The 19,252-nt window shown below is 44.2% G+C and carries 14 protein-coding genes; 4 read left to right on the top strand and 10 right to left on the bottom strand.

Annotated features, from left to right (window positions below; translation table 11 throughout):
- Positions 1 to 99: 99 nt before the first annotated feature.
- The 4 genes from M2444_RS18815 to M2444_RS18800 all read right to left on the bottom strand — a co-directional run bounded on the left by M2444_RS18815 (position 100) and on the right by M2444_RS18800 (position 3,660).
- The gene (locus M2444_RS18815; RefSeq protein ID WP_373455890.1) at positions 100 to 852 is read right to left on the bottom strand and encodes an amino acid ABC transporter ATP-binding protein; all 753 of its coding nucleotides are present in this window, start codon (positions 850 to 852) and stop codon (positions 100 to 102) included.
- A gap of 15 nt (positions 853 to 867) precedes the next feature.
- Positions 868 to 1,527 (bottom strand): amino acid ABC transporter permease, encoded by a 660-nt coding sequence (locus M2444_RS18810; RefSeq protein ID WP_094871519.1) that lies wholly within the window; start codon positions 1,525 to 1,527, stop codon positions 868 to 870.
- 29 nt (positions 1,528 to 1,556) lie between these two features.
- Complete coding sequence (locus M2444_RS18805) at positions 1,557 to 2,327, bottom strand: amino acid ABC transporter substrate-binding protein (protein WP_094871518.1); 771 nt, start codon at positions 2,325 to 2,327, stop codon at positions 1,557 to 1,559.
- 211 nt (positions 2,328 to 2,538) lie between these two features.
- Positions 2,539 to 3,660 carry a polysaccharide deacetylase family protein gene (locus M2444_RS18800; RefSeq protein ID WP_280787748.1) on the bottom strand — a complete coding sequence of 374 codons (1,122 nt, stop codon included), beginning with the start codon at positions 3,658 to 3,660 and terminating at the stop codon, positions 2,539 to 2,541.
- Between the two features lie 484 nt (positions 3,661 to 4,144).
- Between M2444_RS18800 and qoxA the strand changes: the two genes are divergently transcribed.
- From qoxA to qoxD, 4 genes are read left to right on the top strand one after another with little or no spacing between them, the layout of a single operon-like run.
- The gene (gene qoxA / locus M2444_RS18795; RefSeq protein WP_280787747.1) at positions 4,145 to 5,140 is read left to right on the top strand and encodes a cytochrome aa3 quinol oxidase subunit II; all 996 of its coding nucleotides are present in this window, start codon (positions 4,145 to 4,147) and stop codon (positions 5,138 to 5,140) included.
- Positions 5,141 to 5,178: 38 nt separating this feature from the next.
- Positions 5,179 to 7,122, top strand: a complete 1,944-nt coding sequence (qoxB, locus tag M2444_RS18790) for a cytochrome aa3 quinol oxidase subunit I (RefSeq protein WP_280787746.1) — start codon at positions 5,179 to 5,181, stop codon at positions 7,120 to 7,122.
- Complete coding sequence (gene qoxC / locus M2444_RS18785) at positions 7,119 to 7,715, top strand: cytochrome aa3 quinol oxidase subunit III (RefSeq protein ID WP_094871514.1); 597 nt, start codon at positions 7,119 to 7,121, stop codon at positions 7,713 to 7,715. The genes qoxB and qoxC overlap by 4 nt, the downstream gene beginning before the upstream one ends.
- A 1-nt stretch (position 7,716) precedes the next feature.
- Positions 7,717 to 8,010 carry a cytochrome aa3 quinol oxidase subunit IV gene (qoxD, locus tag M2444_RS18780; RefSeq protein WP_179281646.1) on the top strand — a complete coding sequence of 98 codons (294 nt, stop codon included), beginning with the start codon at positions 7,717 to 7,719 and terminating at the stop codon, positions 8,008 to 8,010.
- Positions 8,011 to 8,085: 75 nt separating this feature from the next.
- Here qoxD and M2444_RS18775 read toward each other — a convergent pair whose 3' ends face one another.
- From M2444_RS18775 to M2444_RS18750, 6 genes are all read right to left on the bottom strand, one after another.
- Entirely contained in the window at positions 8,086 to 9,792 is a 1,707-nt protein-coding gene (locus M2444_RS18775) for a methyl-accepting chemotaxis protein (RefSeq protein ID WP_179281645.1), read from the bottom strand.
- Positions 9,793 to 10,001: 209 nt separating this feature from the next.
- Entirely contained in the window at positions 10,002 to 12,581 is a 2,580-nt protein-coding gene (locus M2444_RS18770) for a DUF4430 domain-containing protein (protein WP_280787745.1), read from the bottom strand.
- 208 nt (positions 12,582 to 12,789) lie between these two features.
- Positions 12,790 to 15,750 (bottom strand): GAP1-N2 domain-containing protein, encoded by a 2,961-nt coding sequence (locus M2444_RS18765; protein WP_280787744.1) that lies wholly within the window; start codon positions 15,748 to 15,750, stop codon positions 12,790 to 12,792.
- Entirely contained in the window at positions 15,747 to 17,009 is a 1,263-nt protein-coding gene (locus tag M2444_RS18760) for a TRAFAC clade GTPase domain-containing protein (protein ID WP_042124368.1), read from the bottom strand. Before M2444_RS18760 ends, M2444_RS18765 begins: the two co-directional genes overlap by 4 nt.
- Before the next feature lie 84 nt (positions 17,010 to 17,093).
- Positions 17,094 to 17,735, bottom strand: coding sequence for a beta-mannanase (locus M2444_RS18755; protein ID WP_094871508.1), 642 nt, complete (start codon positions 17,733 to 17,735; stop codon positions 17,094 to 17,096).
- Between the two features lie 22 nt (positions 17,736 to 17,757).
- Entirely contained in the window at positions 17,758 to 19,032 is a 1,275-nt protein-coding gene (locus tag M2444_RS18750; RefSeq protein WP_256989881.1) for a vWA domain-containing protein, read from the bottom strand.
- Positions 19,033 to 19,252: the final 220 nt, after the last annotated feature.

Below are 19,252 nucleotides of genomic sequence, written 5' to 3'. Positions count from 1 at the left end.
ATACAGTTTAATCTTTATGTCAACGCAAAAAAACCCACACAGTGGTTTATAACTGTGTGGGTTTTTCTCATAAATAGACACTTTATTAGCTTGAGCTATTCACACTCTCGACTCTTGATTCAAAAAAATTCGAGTGCGTTCCTGCTGTGGATGATCAAAAATCTGCTCAGGTGTTCCAGACTCCGTGATCTCACCGTTGTCCATGAAAATCACACGATCGGCCACATCACGGGCAAAATTCATCTCATGAGTGACAACAATCATCGTCATATTCTCCTCAGCAAGTTGACGTATGACGCGTAGTACCTCGCCCGTGAGTTCAGGATCAAGCGCGGAAGTGGGTTCATCGAACAATAGAATATCAGGATTGAGCATTAATGCTCTCGCAATAGCAACCCGTTGCTTCTGTCCACCTGACAGCTTTGCAGGATACACATCCGCTTTTTCAGCAAGTCCTACCTTATAAAGTAAGTTCTCGCTTCTAGCCGTAATCTCCTTCACGCTTTCTCGCTTCAACATCCTTGGAGCTAGCTCTAGATTGCCTCGCACCGTTAAATGTGGAAATAGGTTAAAGTGTTGAAACACCATTCCCATGGCCGCCGTGATCTCACGAATACTTGCTCCACTAGCGTATTTTCCATTCGCCACGAGCGGCTTGCCTTGGATGAAGATGCTTCCACCCGTAATTTCCTCTAGATGTACTAGACTACGCAGCATCGTACTCTTACCCGAACCTGAAGGCCCTATAACAGCGACGGCCTCACCCGCCTGGATATTGAAACTAACCTTCTTCAACACATCCAATTTGCCGAAGGATTTCTGTAAATCACTTACTTCTATCATGTTACTCATATTCAGACAGTCCCTCTACTCGAATTTAAAACGTTTCTCCAGTCCTTTGAAGAATAAAGTGAGCACCAGCGTCATCAGTAAGTAAATCACTCCCGCCACTACAAAGGGGGTTACAGTAAAGTCTCGATTCACTGCTGTTTTTGCATAGTTCAGTAGCTCAGGCACAGCAACGGCATACAGCAGAGCCGTATCTTTGACCAAGGAAATCGATTCATTTGCCACGGCTGGCAAAGCTACCCTAAACATTTGAGCTAGAATTACCTTGCGCAGCGTTTGCCATTTACTCAGTCCGAGTACTTTAGCTGCTTCATGCTGCCCTTTATCAATGGAGAGCATACCCCCACGGAAGATCTCCGCGAAATAGGCCCCATAGTTAAGAATAAAACCAAGACTCGCCGCAACGAAGCGGTCCATGACCAGATATTGCCCAATCACCGGAATCTGTGGTAAACCAAAGCAAAAAAATAACAATTGCAGTAAAAGTGGTGTTCCCCGCATGACATAGATATAGGTATGTGCAATCCAAGCCACGGGCTTGATCGCACTCTTCGCCATCAAAGTGACTAGGAACCCGAGCGGAATCGACACCAAAATAACAATAAGAAACAATAAAATAGTTGTACGCGCGCCTTCTAACATCGGCCCGGAAATTTGTATTATATAATCCATTTTCATTTCTCCAATAAACTCTGTATATTGACCTGCTATTTCAATACCTTATTCTCACCAAACCACTTCGTGGAGATCTTCTCAGCCGTTCCGTCATTGTTCATTTCATCCAAAGCCTTTTGAAGTTCTTCCAGTAGTGCCTCATTGCCTTTCTTAATTCCAATACCGTACTGCTCAGGAGCAAGCGATTCATCTAGTAGCTTAAAGGTATCAGGCTCTTTTGACATATAATATCTGGCTACCACTTCATCAATGACTACACCGTCCAGGCGCTTAGTCTTCAAATCTGTGAGCGCTAGCACATTATCCGGAAATTCCGACAGATTAGCAATTTGGTCTTTAATCGGATTAGCATTTAAAGCATCGGCAGCAGAGGATAGACTTTGAAGTCCTACCTCTTTACCAGCCAAATCCTCAAGCTTTGAAATAGTGGAATCCGCTAATACGACTACTACCTGACTATTCTCAAGATAAGGCTTTGTGAATAACACCTTTTCCTTACGTTCATCTGTGATGGTATAACCATTCCAAATCATATCAATGCGCCCACTATTCAGTTCTGACTCCTTAGCTGACCAGTCAATAGGCTGAAAAGTGATTTCTTTGCCCATTTTCTCAGCTGCAGCTCCGGCATAGTCGATATCAAACCCAACAATTTCATTGTTCTCATCTCTAAAGCCCATTGGAGCGAACTTATCATCAATCCCGATTACCAGCTTTCCGTCCTTGCTCCCAGAAGACGAACAGCCTGATAAAGCTGCAATAACCATGATCATAAATAAAACTAAAAATGCATTCTTCTTCATCTCTTTTATCCCCCATCGTTGACACAGCGCCGTGTGCTTTAGTTCGCTAATACGTTATCAGAGTATCATGATAACATGACAAATTAACTACGTCGATAGATTAGGTAAGCCTACATGTGTCAAATCTACAAAGATTTCAGACAACAAAAAAAAGACGACAGATCAAATCTGTCGCCATAACAATGAAAATGATTTAATTTTACTATCAGAGTTAGCGCTTATCGTTCCAAAAATTGTTAGGCTCCATATCCGAAGTAATAATACGGAACGCATAGCCTTCTTTCTTCAGTGCCTCTAGGATGCGTGGAAGAACTTTAAGTGTAGCCTTTTGATCATGCATTAGAATCACCGGGCTGCTCTTCTTCAGATTATGAACCTCTCTCATAACTGTATTATAGATAGAATTACTATCATTCTTATATCGCCAATCCTCAGAGTCAACGTTCCAATCCCACAGATGGTACCCTTGCGTTAATATCTTATCTCTATAAGCTTTTGTTAAATAAGGTTTACTGCCATAAGGTGTACGAATCAGTGTTGTACTTTGACCCGTAATCTTCTTCAGAATTGCATTATCGTCATTCATCTCTTTTAACGCAGAGGCTGGAGAAGCATAAAATTTATCTTTCACATGTGTCATGCCGTGTAAAGCAGGTGCATGTCCCTCTTTCACTAAGCGTTTCACTTGAGACGCATGTGCGTTCATGTTATTTCCCAACATAAAGAAAGTTGCTTTCGCATCATACTTCGCCAAAATATCAAGTAGTTGAGAGGTAGTAGCAGATGGACCATCATCAAAGCTAAGATATACGACTTTCCCCTTTGTGCCTGTCGTCCCTGTAGGTACATTTTGTTGTAAATCCTTTTTATATTGGTTCACGAATGCAGCATCGTCTAATTTAGCCCCGGAATTATACACTCTTAATAGAGATTGAGCTGGCTTAAACGAAATTGAAAATCCAAGATGAGAGGTCATCTTCACAGGAACCATCGTTCTACCATTTTCAACAAATGTTATCAGCGGAATAGTCTTTCCATTAGGGAGAAGAGCTGTTGCATGATCATTCAGCAGTTCGATGGAACCGTTGTTCCCTTGAACATGAATTCCAACACCCTGAAGGGTAAGATTCAGATTCAGTTCTAGGGACAAATCACGCAGTGAAACATAATATGTATCCTTTATCGACACTGCATCAATTTTAGTTAATTTATCGTTCACCCCTAATTTCAGGGATCCTGTCGCACCCGCTGCATTCACTGTATCTATCTCTCGTACCAAACCCGTACATACGAATAGTACTATAAATAAAAGCCACACTTTCTTTTTAAACATCTTAAAAAATCTCCCATCTCGTATATTTACCTATAACATTATCATAGATTAATAGATAGAAATTTGAGAGATTGTAACTTAATACAGAATAATTTGTTACCCTTTTCGACGTTCGCAGATATTTCGACAAAATTCATCAAATTCTGATTTCGACCAAATCCTGTCACACCAACAAAAAATGGTTAAATTCCAATCCTTTTGCACAAAATAGATGTGTCCAAATTAGCAACTTTAGTAAATTATTGAACAAATTTTGAACAGAAATAAATAACCATTAAACAGCGTAGCTACAGTGATCTTTATCATATCATTAGGAACTTGTAACAAATTGATCACACATATTTAACTTGATCGCCATTATTAAGGTCTATTATGGCTAAGATGGAAAAATAAGTCTTTTGCTTTCTTTCTCATTAGTTCTTACTATATATGAAGGTAATGATGAGGGTTAATTAATAGAAGTATTGAAGGAAGGAGCTTAAGCATGAACAAAAAGGGACCGTTATACGCTTTATTTCTCAGCCTAATTTTACTCTTGCCAGGATGCAGTTCAATCGCTGTTCTGAATCCGAAGGGGCCGGCTGCGAGAACTCTGTCTGACACGATCATCCTCTCCATTGTTGTGATGCTCGGTGTTCTAGCAGTTGTCTACATCTTATATGTCTTTGTACTTTTGAAGTACCGCGCTAAGAAAAGTAACGAAGATTATATTCCTCCTCACGAGGAAGGAAACAAATGGTTGGAGGCTATCTGGATTACAATCCCGATTATTATCGTGGCATTCCTCTCCGTGGTCACTGTCAAAACGACAGTAGATGTAGAAAACGTTGCAGCGGATTATAAAGATCAGAAACCGCTTGTAATCTACGCTTCCTCCTCCAACTGGAAATGGCATTTCAGCTATCCTGAGGAAGGTATTGAAACCGTGAACTACGTGAACATTCCAGTTCACCGCGCTGTCGAGTTCAGATTGTACTCTTTCGGTACGATCTCAAGTCTCTGGATCCCTCAATTGGGAGGACAGAAATATGCGATGAGTGACATGCTTACCACTTTGCATCTTTCAGCGGATACTGTAGGTTCTTATACCGGAAGAAATGCGAACTTTAATGGTAAGGGTTTTGCCCACATGGAGTTTGAAGCCCTTGCGATGACTGATAAGGACTATCAAGAATGGGTAAAAGACGTTAAAGAAACAGCAGGTCCATTAACCGAAGATGAATTCAAAAATCTTTTGAAAATGGAATATGTCGGACGCAAAACATACACCAACACTCACTTATCCTTTAGCCCTCCTCCGGGAGATCATGGCGACCATATGAGTAATAATGGTAAAGATATGGATATGGATAATGGAACTATGGAACATCAGGATAATAAAGAAATTCATCCGTCTCCTGCACCATCTAGCGAGACAGAATTTAACAGCGAACCTAATCCAGAACTGGATGAACAGAGCACTACACATGAAGGACATTAGTCCATGTTAATTGAGCAACTTGAAAGGAGCGATTCCTAATGGATTGGGATAAATTTAAGGTCCACGGCGAACCCCTGATTTACGGGGCTATGGCAAGTATTGTTTTAGCTACAATCGGGATTATCGTCGGACTAACCTATTTTAAAAAATGGGGATATTTATGGCGCGAATGGTTAACTACCGTTGACCACAAACGTATCGGGGTTATGTATATCCTTGCTGCGCTACTAATGCTTTTCCGCGGCGGCGTTGACGCTATTATGATGAAGCTGCAAACGGCAGCCCCAGACATGAAATTTCTTGACGCACAGCATTACAACGAGGTATTTACAACACACGGCTTGATCATGATCCTCTTTATGGCCATGCCGTTTATTATCGGTTTGATGAACGTTATCGTACCGCTACAAATCGGTGCCAGAGACGTTGCCTTCCCGCGTCTTAATGCCGTCAGCTTCTGGCTCTTCTTCTTCGGAGCAATGCTGCTTAACATTTCGTTTGTTATCGGGGGATCACCAGATGCTGGCTGGTCTGCATACTTCCCACTAGCAAGTATAGAGTTCAGCCCAACGGTGGGTAACAACTACTATTCGCTCGCGCTTCAAATATCTGGTATCGGTACACTCCTCACAGGCGTTAACTTTATTGTAACGATTCTGAAGATGCGTGCTCCAGGTATGAAATTGATGAAAATGCCAATGTTTACATGGTCCGTGCTAATCACGAACGTAATTATCGTATTCGCTTTCCCAGTGCTTACGGTTGCGCTCGCTTTGATGATGTTCGACCGGTTATTCGGCTCTCAATTCTTCACGATGGCCAACGGCGGTATGGATATGTTATGGGCCAACCTTTTCTGGGTATGGGGACATCCAGAAGTATATATCGTTGTACTACCTGCCTTCGGTATTTATAGTGAAATTATCGCCACCTTCTCCAAAAAGAACCTGTATGGATATACATCCATGGTCTTTAGTATGTTGATCATCTCCCTATTGTCCTTCTTAGTATGGGCTCACCATTTCTATACAATGGGCCAAGGCGCTATGGTTAACAGTTTCTTCTCGATTACTACTATGGCCATTGCCGTTCCAACAGGTGTGAAAATATTCAACTGGCTATTCACCTTACGAAAAGGGCGAATATCATTTACGACGCCGATGCTATATTCGCTCGCCTTTATCCCGATCTTTACGATTGGTGGGGTAACAGGTGTCATGCTGGCCATGGCCAGTGCCGATTATCAGTACCATAATACAATGTTCCTGGTGGCGCATTTCCACTACGTTCTCATTCCAGGTGCTGTATTCGCCGTTATCGCAGGTTTCCACTACTGGTTCCCTAAAGTATTCGGCTTCCGTTTGAACGAACGCCTTGGTAAACATGCCTTCTGGTGGATTATTATTTCCTTTAACGTATCGTTCTTCCCACTATTCCTTCTCGGACTTAAGGGAATGACACGTCGACAATACACTTATTCTGCGGATACCGGATTTGGTCCGCTCAGTATGGTCTCGTTCATAGGGGCGATAGGTCTTACAATCGGATTTGTAATTCTGGTGTATAACATCTACTGGAGTACACGTTATGAACCAAGAGATACAAATGGAGATCCATGGGATGCACGTACTCTGGAGTGGGCAACGAAAAGTCCGATTCCGGCTTACAACTTCGCAGTGGTTCCAACCGTAAAAACACGCGATGCCTACTGGTTCTCTAAACAAGACAACGTACCTTTATACGAAGACAAGATTACTAAGATTCATATGCCTAGTAATTCAGGCAAACCATTTATTCTGGGTGTTATCTTCTTCATTGCAGGATTCTCTCTGGTATTCAGTCTCTGGATTCCGGCCATCCTCTCTGGAGTAGGTATCCTCATCGTTCTAGCTGCTATGTCCTTCGATCGGGATCACGGATTCTACATCCCTGCAGAAGAAGTTATTGCTACTGAAAAGAAATTGCGGGGTGAGACAATATGAAAATAGATGCGTCTAAGCCGCTTGAATACTCAACAGAAGAGAATAGTAATAAAATCTTTGGCTTCTGGGTCTTTCTAGGAGCAGAGATTGCACTGTTCGCTACGTTGTTCACTGTTTACTTTGTAATGGTAGACCGTTTTGCCAGCGGCCCTAGCGGGCCGGACCTTTTTGAAATTGGTCCAGTGATGATCGAAACATTACTGCTGTTGACAAGCTCATTTACGATCGGTCTTGCAGTTCATGCTATGCGGCATGGTTACCAAAAAGCTATGATGGTCTTTTTCGGACTAACCCTGTTAATGGGTCTCGGCTTCCTTGGTATTGAAATCACGGAGTTTGTCACTTATGTTCACGAAGGGGCTACACTTCAAACCAGCGGATTCCTATCCAGTCTCTTTGTACTGCTGGGAACACACGGAGCTCACGTATCGTTCGGGTTCCTGTGGGGTGCGGCTATCTTAATCCAGTTGAAGCGTCAAGGTATTACTCCGGCTACGGCCAATAAATCCTTTATCTTCTCGCTGTACTGGCATTTCTTGGACGTTGTCTGGATCTTTATTTTCAGCTTCGTCTATCTGAAAGGACTGATGTAGCATGATGAAGCAACTGTTTCCAATTCGCCATGTGATGGGTTTCTTAGCCTCTCTTGTCCTTTCTGTGGCTGCACTTGCTGTAATCTACCTTGATCTATCTAATAGTGCGAACATGGCTATCCTGCTTATTACAGCGCTCATTCAGGCTTCCCTGCAGCTCTTCCTGTTCATGCATATTGGGGAATCAGCTGATACCAAGAAAGAACTCTACATCAATATCGCCTATGCCTTATTCGTTGGCTTAGTTACGATCTTTGGTACGCTCTTCATCTTCGTATGGGGCTGGTATGCTTAACTCCATTCAATAACACACAAAAGGACGTCTCCAAAGCCTAAATGGCTCTGGGACGTCCTTTTTTTTCATTTCGCGTTATAATCTAAATTGCGCTAAAGTCTTCTGCAGATCTTCCGCCAGCACCGCTAAATACTGAGCTGATGCGGACATTTCCTCCATAGCAGACAGTTGCTGCTGACTAGCTGCGCTGGTGTCCTGAACACCCACTGCCCCTTTATTGGATATAGCATTGACCTGCACCATTGCTGCCGCCACACCTTGTGACTCTAAGGAGACATGCGCAACCGCCTCTCTAATCTCTTCCGTCTGCAGCGTAGCTTCTTTAATAGAACTTTGAATCTCATGAAACGCTTGAGATACGAGCTGACTTTGAGCAACGCCGATAGAGACTAGCTCAGAGCCGAAAGCCATTGATTCTACTGCTCTTTCAGTTTGCTTTTGAATATGCGTAATAATATCTGTTACTTTCAGTGAACTGTTTCTCGTCGCTTCTGCAAGACCCCGAATTTCTCCAGCAACTACAGCAAAGCCGCGTCCATGTTCTCCAGCTCTCGCTGCTTCAATAGAAGCATTAAGCGCCAGCAGGTTCGTCTGTGTTGCAATTCCGTTAATCGTAGTAATAATTGTATTTATATCCTGAGACAGATGCCCGAGGTTACTAATAATCTCTTGGCTCTGAGTTACGCCGGAGTCGATTTCCTTCATCTGTTCAATGATGTTATCTACAGCGATTACCCCACGATCTGTTGAACCAGAAGCGACTCCCATAAGGTCGGACATTTCAAAACTGCTACTTTCTACGGCCGAAATATTATTGGTCATAGCTTGTATAGACTGAGAGGTACGATCAATGCTTTCCGTCTGTTCATCAAACCCCGCTGCAATCTCTCCTGAAGATTCGGCGATCATTTGCGAAGCCAGCGAGGTCTGCTCCGCACTAGCGCTCATCTCTTGCGATGAGGCTGATAACAATTCTGCACTCTCCGCAATGCCTTGCATCATCTTCCGTAAGCTCTCCAGCATATTGTTAAATGAGCTATTAATTTGGCCGATTTCATCCTTAGCGGTATACGTTGCCGTGACGGTTAAATCTCCATTTTCCGCCCGCTTCATTAAACTTTGCAGTTCCTTAAGAGGTTTCGTAATCAGTCGAATGATTGCAACGCTAAGCACGATACAAATGATCCAAGAGAACGTTATCAACACTATACTTTTAGTCTTCATGCTCTTAGCGGTAGCCGTAGACTCTGAATTATGATCTCCAGCTCCCTTTAGCAGCGAATCGCTTATTCCTTTAAGCATATTGATCATTTTCTCACGAGAATTACTAAACTCACCTGTGAATACTTGAAAGGCCTCTTGACTACCTTTGCTATCCGCAATCTGAATAATACTGTCTCTTTGTGCACGATAGTCTGTTAAGGAGGACTCATATTCCTTTATTTTACTCACTACCGTACTATCTTTGTACTGGACGGTCTTCAACTTGTTCAAAAGATTATTATTTTCCTGCACTTTCTCCGTAATGCTCTCTTTCAGTTGTTTGTTCTTATTTACATCAACGCTAATCAAGCGCTCCAAGAGAAAAGCTTCAATTGCCCGATTGTTTGTACGCATTTGTCCCACGTAAGAAACAGGCAACAAGTTTTCATTATACGTCTCTGTTGTTTTTTTGGCCATTTTGTCCAAAGTGATAAAGCCAGTTACCCCCACAATGTTCAACATAACTACAGAAAATACCAATAGAATCCCAATTTTAAATTTCACTTTCATATTCTTCATCTGCATTCCGCCTTCTCATGATCTTACTAACTATCTATTTTTATCGGTAAGAAAGGCGAATAGTGTGATGATTTTTAAATAAAATCATGAATAAAATGTCGAAAAAAAGTTTCTCTTGTCAAATAATGCAACGAATGAAAAGAAAAACGGACACTCGATCCGCTAATACTCCGAATCGTAGTGTCCGTCTAACGAATAATCAATCGTACTTATTCACCCAATGAATAGTACCAATATAATATATCACCGTTCTCTAAAATGTAGCTGTCCGCACTGATACTTGGATCAGCATCTCTATTCGTCTTATACTTCCATCCACTGCTAGGTCCGCCATCAAATTCGGACAAACCATTTATAGATTTCACGTATTTACTTCCAGCGTTTCCGGATGATACTACCTTATCGCCCAATTGACTAATCAATAAGCTATAAGCTGTTTCACCTTCTTTTAGCGATACTGTTGTACTGTTCAGAATCGTCCCCTTCTTGTTATCCCCAACGACTGAAATGGTAGCCGTAGCTTTAACAGGAGCAATAACATCTGAAGGAATGTTTAGGGACTGAGTATAACGCGCCACACTAGGCACACTATCCTTAACATATCCGGTAACAATGATCGTATAGGTATTCGCTGGTAGACCTTGGTCAAATGCAGCTACCCCCTTAGCATTTGTGATCGCCTTCTGATCACCGATCAAGACCTGCACACCAGCGGCTGGAGAAGTCACTGGATCGGAAGTAAAGGTATCCTTATTCCACACCCATTGTTTCTGAGAAACTGTTACTGTGAAAGCTTCACCCGGCTTCGGCTGTACAGAGGATACAACCGCAGTATCAACAACCTGTGTGGTTTCTCCGGCATAATATACAAGAACACGGTCCGATTCCTGTAATTCAAAAGCATCCATACCCACACTTGGATAGATCCATTCGCCGCTACGCCATACTACGAAGCTCCACCAGCCATCATAAAGGCCTTGAGTAACTCCATGAATGCCCGATACAAAATTACCATACGACGATTTCGTGATATCTACTTTAAAATCATTGGATAACCCCAATTGCTGCAAAGCTTCAAGCGCATTGGAAGCCTTTAAAGTCCCCTCACCGATCAATCCTTGCGGACCCTCCACGGAAAGTGAAGCCGTTACATTCTTAGGAATTACCTTTAGATCTTGCGTATATTTAGCTATCAATGGTGCTTTTCCTTCACGATAGCCTGTTACTGTCAGCTTGTAATCACCTGCCGGAACATTCCCTGAGAATAACGCCTCGCCTTTAGCATTCGTTGTTACGATGCGATTTCCAATTTGGACCTGAACGGCAGAAGCTTTGGCAGTTACCGGGGAGGACGTATTCGTTACAGCGTCCCATTTCCATGTCTTACTAGTCACTACTACAGTAAAAGAATCGCCCTCTTTAGGGCTTGGTTTAGACACCGTTACCGAATCTACAAGTTTAGTATCATCTCCAGCATAATAAACCAGCACCTGATCTGAATCTTTAAGCGCAAAATCACTCATTCCAACATCAGGGTTGATCCATTGAGAGTTACGGGATACGGCATACATCCATCCGTCATAGCCGCCGTAGCTTCCAGCGGAAATGTTTCCAATTCCAGTGACATATGCACCGGAAGGATTCGTGATCGGCAAGTTCGTCTGAAGAGCCAACTTCTCTAGTGCACTAAGCACGTTACTGGCATATCCATATCCCTGTACTAAAGTACTCTTAGGACCCTCTACAGTAACAGGTGCATAGATTAAGGCATTCTGAACGGATGACTTAGAAAAATCGTATAATTTACTGTTACTGCCTTTATAGAGTAGATTGTAAGCTACAAGCGCCTGAAGGCCCTGCTCTGTAGCTAGAATATTACTGCTTCCGTCACGGCTATGCGCGAAGCTTCCGTCAGCTAGACGGTAGCTCAGCAGGTTACCCATCAGATTCACTTTATTCTTGGTATATTCTAATCCACTTGGGTCTACACCGAAGGATGTGAGACCTAGAATAGCTTGTGCAGCGCTCTCAGCACTATCTCCGTAACCTCCATGACTATCCTGAGCATTAGATAGCCAAGATACGGCTTGTAGCCCTGCTGTGTAAGCTTCTGGATTACGCTTATGCGCCGCTAGAGCGGTTAAAGCTATCGCTGTCATATCTGGCTCACTCGCGCCTGTCGTTAAGGCAAAGCCACCATCTTGATTTTGCTTGGAGAGAATTTCAGCAATGAGCTTATCCGCAGTCCATTTCGCGTTATATGGAATATTATATTTACCAGAGTCCAATGCGAGCAAAGCATATACTGGATTATTAAGTGTCTGTCCACTGATTTTGTCATGATTATAGATCTTCTCTATTAAGTTATAGCCAGGTGTTGTTCCGCTTCCAGCAAAGTTGGTAGGATCAGCACCAATTGCTCTTACTGCGAGTACAATTCTCGCATAATCCGTTACGTTCGCGAAATTGCCCTCTGCATTCTTTACCTTTTTCTCAAGGGATAGGCTATAACTCGCAGGCAGTTTGTATCCCGCTTGAGCCAGTCCAATCGCTTGCCAATCCGACTGCACGCCACCCTTTAAAATAAACTCTGCAGCTGTATAGGTCGCATCCGCAACGTTAATTCGCTCCGCCTGAGCAGCTGCATCGTTAGATTCATCTAGTCCGGTGCTAACACCTGCCTCTGCAAAGATGGTTCCTGCCGGAGCAAGGGATGTTCCTAAAATTGAAATGACCATGAATATGGCCAGTCCAAGTACGAAAAACTTGGAGGTGACTACTTTCTTCATTGTTCAACCTCTTTCTATAAAGGAATGGATACTACATAAAATAAGAGCGCACAACATAAAGACCGCCCCTATAAAGGGCGGTATAACCTTATTTTCATAATCATATCTATTAATACATAGCATGTCTATAGAGAAGCTTTGTTTGAGTAACAAAAAAAGAACAGCAGAACCAAACCTTTCGGCATCGTTCTGCTGATCAGAAATTCCTTTATTCAGCTGTTCCTTCCGGACTTGCCGTTGGCGAAGGTTCAGCACTTGGGTTAACACCCAGTGCATCCTTTGGAGCGGGATCTACAATCAATGTAAATCTTCCCGCCTTGATCATACTTTTCTCTACGATGGTCGCTCCCGGTTCTAAGGTAACCTCCACCTGATAGGATGGCTGTACCCCTTCTGTGACAGCTGTCGCGGATGACCCAACTGTGTTATTATCCGCATCGGCTCCCGGGGTAGGAGACGGCGAGGCATCGGCTCCTGCGTTAGTAGCCTCCGCATCTTCAGCCGGTTCAACAGCAGTGCCTGTGGCATCCGCTGACGGAACTGGACACGTTCCATTGCTAGCAGCGACCTTAAAGGTCTTATCCACCACATTGGATGAAGTCATCAGACTAATCTCCGTCGGATTAAATTGCACACAATCATCTGCTTTAGCAAACGTGAACACCAATATGCTGCTTCCCTTATCTCCTTCGACACTCTGCTCCTTCAAGTATACTGAAGCCGGAGGCAGTTCATTGCCTGCACTCTGAACGGCTGTCGGCTCAGGGCTTGTCCCCGGTAGAGCCGTCTTTGGATCTTCCGGACGCAGCATACTGAATACAATAATTGCGACAATCACCAGAATGCCCGTGATGGAACCGGAAATCAGGAGTCGAAATCGACTGCGGCTGATCCAGCGCGCCAGCGGGGAAGCAAGCTGACCGCGAGCTTCATTGTACACATTTTGAAGAGCAGGCCGTGCTGTAGCGACATAGCTTTTACGGAACTCACGATTCTTGAAGGCTTCGCGGTCACTGCTCTGGAAATACTTCAGAATCGCCCGGCGATAACCCGGATAAAGCTTTTTATTCGATATCGTAAATAAAGAATTTCCTTGAGACCATGCAAAGAATCGATAGATAACATCCTTATCGGTACCGGCTTTATGCTTTACTAATTCCAGGAGTGCGTCATAATCCAGCGGACCACCCTCGCGCTGACTAGTGTAGTAGAAAGCTAGAGGCAGACGTTCAAAAGGCTCTAGCACTCTAGCTTCCTTCAGTAAACGGCGACCGAGCAGCTGTACATCGTCCAATTCCTTTGGAGATAAGCCTGCAAAAATCTCTTCATTCGGCTTCTCTTCACCAAACCAGCGATACGCAGCGCGGAGTGCATTTTCTTTCTGCTTGCTAATTCTATCTAGTGGCGGCTGCCACTCCACAACATTTCCATAACGTAAGAAAACAACCTCAAGTAACTCTTCCTGCGTCATTTCAGTAAGGGATAGGCGGTTCAACAAGAATCTATCAGCAGACGCGGCAAGCTCCAGCATAAGCGAAAGTACTTTAGGAGATACGCCTGTCCCTCTACGTCGATCTTTCTCTGCTTTATCTACAGTGCCATGAATTTCCGCCACCGCAGCAACCGGATCAGTCTCCAGTTGTAGCTTTTCTAGCAAGTAATCCCTTACTGCATCCTGAGCAAAAGGCTGCTCTAACGCAGCTGGTAGAAAACGGCCCCAATGGAGTACAAAATTCAGAATGTCCACAGATTTAGATGCAGCAACTAGTCTTGATTCCATATAAGGCTCTAATAGCTGCTTACGGAAATACGATTCTGACATTACCCGTTGGAAAAAAGCAACACTCAGCTCATCATTACTCTCAATGATACCGTAAGCTTCATTAAGAACATCTTTGCGTCCCGCTTCCACGCTATGAAGCATTCCATTAATGAAATAATCAACGATTCTGGCTTTGTAATTATGATCCTTGAGAATAAAATAATCCTTAAAGCACTCCATAATTGCAGGATCCGGGACATTCCTTTGCCGGACTAAATCAAATTCTCTGTCGAACCGCTCCAAAAAAATATCATTCAGTCGGATTCTGGAATGAATCGCACCCTCAGCTTTAAGATAAGAGAGCAAACCACTCAGCACCGCGCTCTTATTCTCTGTATATAAGTGCTCATTCCCCTGCTCAATCTCATAAAATACGGCTAACTCATTATAGAGAGCGAGCGATAGTTTATGCTCAGGACTTTCTCCACGCAGGATCTGATCGGCAAAACTTACGAAATCGTCGAGATCCCCCGGATTCAGAAGTAACAGCTTCCAAACCAGATCAGCATACGGCTGACGGGACTCGCCAAAATCTACATTTCCCATCCGGCCTGTAACCAAATCGAAGGTGAAGTCCTTCTCGATGCTGCGATCACCGGGACGGAGCGAACCTTTTTCCACAAAACTAAGATGAATATATTTACGGCTTTGCGGTTCATTAGCATAAGTAATGACGCCTAATCTGCGGCGGAATTCATATGGCAGCACGCTATATAAAATTTCTGTAAGCTCCACCGCACGTGCAGACAGCTCCGTGATAGGTACATTTAGAGCGATATAGATTTTTTTCTTACCTGCCACAGAGAGCATCACCGCTTGCAGCAATGCCTTAAATATCCCTTCATCAATCCCTAACAAGCGTAATCCCGCTATAGGATCAGGGCGACGATCTGTACGTATAACTGGAATAGCTGACAGCTCCGGCAAGGTGCCGCCCAGCTCTCCTTCATAGCTTTTTGCGAAATCCGCATGTAGAAAGTCCCCGTAGCTCTGAACAATCTCCTCTGAACGTGAGGCCGGAACTACAAAGTTATGTGCAAAAAAGGCGCTCCGCTGGCCCGTAAAATCCGTCGCTTGATAATGACTTTTTCCAATAACCGTGTCACCATTTTCCGCATGGAACAGATGCAGCGCACTAGGATATGCAGATTCATCCTTTTCTCCACGCGCGGTAAGCTCTGCCGGTGCATCGTAGAGGCAGAAGGGATGTAATGTTTTTTTGATAAAATTATTGTCCAGGCTGTCCGATTTCGCTACTGTATCAAAACCTTCAGTGGAACGAAACAATCCGCGTCGTTCGCGGGTATACATTTGTTGGGCGATCTTAGACCCTGAGAAAACATTCACGGGCCGTCGCTCCCCTCAATATACTTCAGCTTGTGCAGCAGCCAAATAAACGGCTCGTCTACGCGAATCGGGCTTACTACACCCTCAATCTTCTGATTCACAGGATTACTGCCCAACGCAGAAACCGCAAAATAGCCCGTATTCGAGAAGTACACATCCATCGTATCTTTAAAAGGTCTGTCCACCTTACCAATAAATCTGCGAATTTCTCCGTCGATGTTATGGAATTCATCCATATTCAATGTTTTGCGATGGACATAGTTATTGAACACATTACTGTTGGACTTGATGTAATCGCCATCCTCATCCTTTAGCGAATGCAGCATATCACTTTTCGCAAGAACGACTGCTGTTGGAATGTCAGTTTTGCTCTTTTCCTGATAAGCGATAAAATCACCGAACATCGTCAGCACAACATCACGCGGCTCGTCATATTGCGAGACCCATTCGCCCGGGCGATCACCGATGTTAATATGAATCTTCTCACGGATTGAACGGATTTGCAGCGGATCGACCATAAACAGAATACCGGCAGAGTTCTTAATATGCTGACCGTGTAGTCCGAGATAATCCTGATCCACCATGCCCTCACCCGCTACATCAAAGAACACAAGTGTCAGCGGCGGCTTTTCTTCATCCTTAAAAACAAATTGAAAGATAAACGGCTCCTGCATTTTCTCCTTCTGTGTGGAAGCTAGCAGATCCCCGCGTTCAAACAGCGGTTCTTCATAGAGCGTACGGAACTTACGGCTAATCTCCGCGTTGAGCGGCATACAAGCGGCATCGAAATGACCAGCTGTCGTATGCTGCAAGGTATGAATCAGCGCGGTCATGTATACCGACTTCCCGACTTGGGAAGCTCCGATAATCGAGATAATGTTACTCGGAACCTTACCTGCAGTCACAGGCAGCTCGTTATGACAGGATGGACATAGCCGTCTGCGTGTGAGCACGCCATAACGATCCGTAAGCCCTGTTAACACATGATCGGTATAATGATGGTATTCTTCCGGAATATCCGCCGGATTAATGATTGCTTCTATGTCATCCACCGTATCAAGCCCAAAGCGCTCACGGTATTTATTCAAGGCATCATCTTCGCCCAGCGCGTAATTCTCATCGTCCTCTCGGCTATGCATAGCCCGGAAGACTACATCCTCCGGAGAGAACTTAGTGAAGCAATACGGACACACAATATCATAAAAAAGCGGCCTTGGCTCCGGCTGATTCTTTTTCATAAAACGGCTAAAAAAAGACATCTACTCATCCTCCCAAAAGTTGTATCTGCGTATCTTGCTATGGACAGGCAATGTCCAACTCTCGCTTGTACGCATAGACTGGTTTTACTCCGGCACCAAATCGTAATAAAGCCCATACTTAGGACCGTCGGTGAAAAAGATGCGTACAAAATCATCCTTACCGATCTCAATCGGCGGGAGTACATTGCGTCCAGGGGCGAAATCCTGTACAAAGGGAAAGAGAATACCATCCTCTTTCCCTGCCGGATGTCCTCCCCGTTTCTTAACATAACAGAGGACATCTCGAGCCACTGGAACTTCTGCCGTAATCGCCATATGTACGGTCTTTTGTTTGCCGAATAATCCTCTTTTTTGTTGAATGGAATAATAGATTCTGGCTTTGCCTGCACTGACCACCATACGGTTCGCACCATCACTTTGCCTCACCAGCAGCGTCTCTCCGTTATCAGCAAGGCGAGCGTATATGGTATAGGAGATTAGGCCGATCTCATCCAATCGATCACGGTATCCATTATTTGATTTGTATTCCTCACGAGTATAGAGCTTCATTCCGGCCGGAGGAATATCCCCGGTGCCAATAGAAGCCTCTTCTGCGGAGGTCTTATGGATGTACACCGCCTGCACACCGTCCGGCCAGCGCCATCTCAGCGTACAGAACCGGTCATCCACTTGAGAGGTCACATCCGTTATTACCAGAGCGGAAGTATTATCCTCGGCGTACCTCATTACTGTAAGCCCCTTTCAACTACTAGAATCCTTTGCTGTTCCGATTTCTCCGTCGATCAGGAAAGCTTTCTGACGGTGGAGTAGGCGCCGCATTGTTTCTTCTATTACGGTAAATACGTCCTTCTCCTACCGGAATGACGCCTGTAAATAACGAGATGATTGCAGCCAATATAAGAACAGCTAGAAGGCGAATAAGTCCGTCCGTGAAATGATGTCCGCTAAGTCCAAATTCCAGAATAAGCCCTGCGAACAACCCTGAAATTACGCCGCCAATCCCGAAGCTTTTTGCTAGATGACGGTTATCAAACATAATACCAAGACCGAGTCCAAGTGCAGCACCGATTAGCATCAGCGACAAAATACGAACTGCAGCATAGTATGGACTATCTGCTGTAGCATCACTGCGCACCGTAAGCAATGTTCGATCTCCCAACCGATCATAGATTTGCTGGAATACATCACCCAAAAGAGCCGTATCTGTCACATCATAGTAGTGACCGCCCGTTAGTTTCGCAATATCCTGCAGCAACTGGGTACCGGCAGGATCCTGCATCCCCAGGCCAATGGTATTTACGGCAATGCCACGATCTATATAGGTCTGTAATTCTCGTGAGGTGTCGAAATTACTGACTCCGTCCGACAGCAAAATGACCATAGCGCCTTGATTTTTTCTGCCGTCACTGTCTATCTCCTTAAGTGCTTCCGAGATCGCACCACTAATGTTCGTGCCGCCCTCAGTTGGCTTCAGATTATCAATGGACGTTAGCACCTTCTCACGATTCTGCGAATTCGAGAGTGGTGTTAACGGCTGGACGACTACTGCTTCGTGGTTAAAGGTCACCACCGCTACCTGATTATCATTGTCCATTCTCGCAATTAACGCCTTAGCTGCTGAATAACGGCTGTTATCAGGATCACTCTGCGCCATACTGCCAGAGTCATCAATAGCCATTACAACATTCTTAACCGGTTTAGCACCGCCAAAATTCAGCTCATAAACGAATTCTGTTAATGCTCCAACTCCAAGTGCAAGGACAATCATCAGTGGCAGGAGCTTCCAGGAAAGTCCTAGGTAGCGCTGCTTCCATGAGGCTCCGTTCAGCCGTGGCGAGATCATTTCTGCTAGCAGGCAGCCGATGCCGATACCGAGTGCTACTATGGCAAAATAAATGCCTACGAGTAAGATGGAAGGCAGATCGTTGTACCAGCTTAGCAGCCACTCGCCAAAAAGAAAGGCGACCCCGCCGCCGATCAGACTGAAGAAGAGCAGGAGCAGATTGATTTTTCTCTGCATCATTATACTTCCTTTCCGGGAGAAACCTGAATTGTACTCTTATGGTCTTAACATTGTTCGGGGGTTATGTAGCCCAAATTAACGGGCTGCCCGGATGTGTAATTATCCCCCAGATTGCACTTTGTGCAATAGAATGGAATAAAAGAAACATCTATTTCTATTCTATTGCATAATGTGCATTGGAAATAAGGAGAAATGTCCCTCTTCCAGAAATCCGCTTAAA

Origin of the sequence: Paenibacillus sp. PastF-3 (genome assembly GCF_029893135.1) — a bacterium.
Lineage (GTDB): Bacteria > Bacillota > Bacilli > Paenibacillales > Paenibacillaceae > Paenibacillus_AQ > Paenibacillus_AQ nitricinens.
Note: the sequence above shows the minus strand (reverse complement) of the source record. Positions and strands in the feature narration are given on the sequence as shown.

What these genes read in the sequence shown, in the direction of transcription:
- M2444_RS18800 (WP_280787748.1), bottom strand. Translation starts at nt 3,660, where the DNA reads ATGTTTAAAAAGAAAGTGTGGCTTTTATTTATAGTACTATTCGTATGT.
- qoxB (WP_280787746.1), top strand. Translation starts at nt 5,179, where the DNA reads ATGGATTGGGATAAATTTAAGGTCCACGGCGAACCCCTGATTTACGGG.
- M2444_RS18755 (WP_094871508.1), bottom strand. Translation starts at nt 17,735, where the DNA reads ATGAGGTACGCCGAGGATAATACTTCCGCTCTGGTAATAACGGATGTG.
- qoxA (WP_280787747.1), top strand. Translation starts at nt 4,145, where the DNA reads ATGAACAAAAAGGGACCGTTATACGCTTTATTTCTCAGCCTAATTTTA.
- M2444_RS18775 (WP_179281645.1), bottom strand. Translation starts at nt 9,792, where the DNA reads ATGAAGAATATGAAAGTGAAATTTAAAATTGGGATTCTATTGGTATTT.
- qoxC (WP_094871514.1), top strand. Translation starts at nt 7,119, where the DNA reads ATGAAAATAGATGCGTCTAAGCCGCTTGAATACTCAACAGAAGAGAAT.
- M2444_RS18760 (WP_042124368.1), bottom strand. Translation starts at nt 17,009, where the DNA reads ATGTCTTTTTTTAGCCGTTTTATGAAAAAGAATCAGCCGGAGCCAAGG.
- M2444_RS18810 (WP_094871519.1), bottom strand. Translation starts at nt 1,527, where the DNA reads ATGAAAATGGATTATATAATACAAATTTCCGGGCCGATGTTAGAAGGC.
- M2444_RS18815 (WP_373455890.1), bottom strand. Translation starts at nt 852, where the DNA reads ATGAGTAACATGATAGAAGTAAGTGATTTACAGAAATCCTTCGGCAAA.
- M2444_RS18805 (WP_094871518.1), bottom strand. Translation starts at nt 2,327, where the DNA reads ATGAAGAAGAATGCATTTTTAGTTTTATTTATGATCATGGTTATTGCA.
- qoxD (WP_179281646.1), top strand. Translation starts at nt 7,717, where the DNA reads ATGATGAAGCAACTGTTTCCAATTCGCCATGTGATGGGTTTCTTAGCC.
- M2444_RS18750 (WP_256989881.1), bottom strand. Translation starts at nt 19,032, where the DNA reads ATGATGCAGAGAAAAATCAATCTGCTCCTGCTCTTCTTCAGTCTGATC.
- M2444_RS18770 (WP_280787745.1), bottom strand. Translation starts at nt 12,581, where the DNA reads ATGAAGAAAGTAGTCACCTCCAAGTTTTTCGTACTTGGACTGGCCATA.